Origin of the sequence: Campylobacter concisus (assembly GCF_902460895.1) — a bacterium.
GTDB classification, from domain to species: Bacteria; Campylobacterota; Campylobacteria; order Campylobacterales; family Campylobacteraceae; genus Campylobacter_A; species Campylobacter_A concisus_BC.
The window spans coordinates 1761-3007 of sequence record NZ_CABPVL010000031.1; the positions used below are offsets into that span (position 1 = coordinate 1761).

Annotated in this window: 1 protein-coding gene; it reads left to right on the forward strand. The window is 37.9% G+C overall.

Annotated features, from left to right (window positions below; genetic code table 11):
* Positions 1–1247: Ig-like domain-containing protein (locus F3G98_RS10250; protein ID WP_188117010.1), on the forward strand; the 1247-nt coding region annotated here is incomplete at both ends.

The window sequence follows — 1247 nt, forward strand, 5'->3', positions numbered from 1 at the left end:
AACCATCACATTTGTTGAAGATGTAAATCCAAAAGATAGCAAGCTAAATAAAGCTGAAAATAGCAAAGATGGCGATAGCACTAGCACAAAAGCTCAAATTTCTGTCCCAGGTGATGCTGAAGAAAATGATGTGATCCACTACACTGTAAATGGTGAGGAAAAAACACATACTATTACTTACAATGACAGAGTAACTGGATATGTAGAGATCAAAGTACCAGTAGTTGATGGCAAAGCTTCAAGCGTAACAGCTAAGATCGTTGATCAAGCAGGTAATGCTAGTAAAGAAGTTTCTAGCAGCATAGACTCAGACTTTACAGCTCCAAATGTCAAGATAACAGGTATCATTGATAACGTAGAGGGTGGTGTATATAAAGGCAATGTTGCAGGTACTAACACAAATGACAATAAGCCAACCATAAAGGGTACAGCTGATGCAAATCAAGAAGTAGTCCTTTATGATAACAATAAAGAGATGGGTAGAGTTACAGCTGACAAGGATGGCAACTGGGAATTTAAACCAAGCGACTATAAAGAGCCACTAGCAGATCTTGTTGGCCGTGTTCACGTTATAAAAGCAGTAGTGACAGATGCAGCTGGCAACACTAGCGAAGCAACTTCTGCACTAGAAGTTGATACAACTATCGGTGCTCCAAAAGTATCTATAAAAGAAGATGCAGATCACAATGGAGTTCTAAGCGTAGAAGAAGCTAAGAATTTAAAAGATAGTAAGATCCACTGGGAAGTAGAGATACCAAAAGATGGCACTGTAAGCGCAGGTGATGTTCTTCAAGTACTTGGAAAAGATGGTAAATGGAAGACCGAAAAAGTCTTATCAAGTGACGATCTAGGTAAAAGCTTTGAATACGAAGCAACTTTATCAGGAAAACACTTCGAAAGCCCAAGCTATAGAATAGTCGATCTAGTTGGTAACCAAAGCACAGCTATACATGCTAACGTACAACTTGACAGCGAATTTAGCAGAAAACCAAGCAACCCAGAAATTAAATTCCCAGAAGATACAAACAAAGATGGCAAAATTTCTGATGATGAAAACAAAGCTAATGACAAAGATGCTAGTAAAACAACAGTAGAAGTTACTATACCAAAAGATGGTTCAGTAAAACCAGGTGATAAAGTAGTTGTTACTGATGACAATGGTAAAAAGACTGAAAAACCAATCAACCAAGATGATATCGATAAAGGTAAGATTGATATCCCAGTTGATCTAAACCCAGGCAAAGATA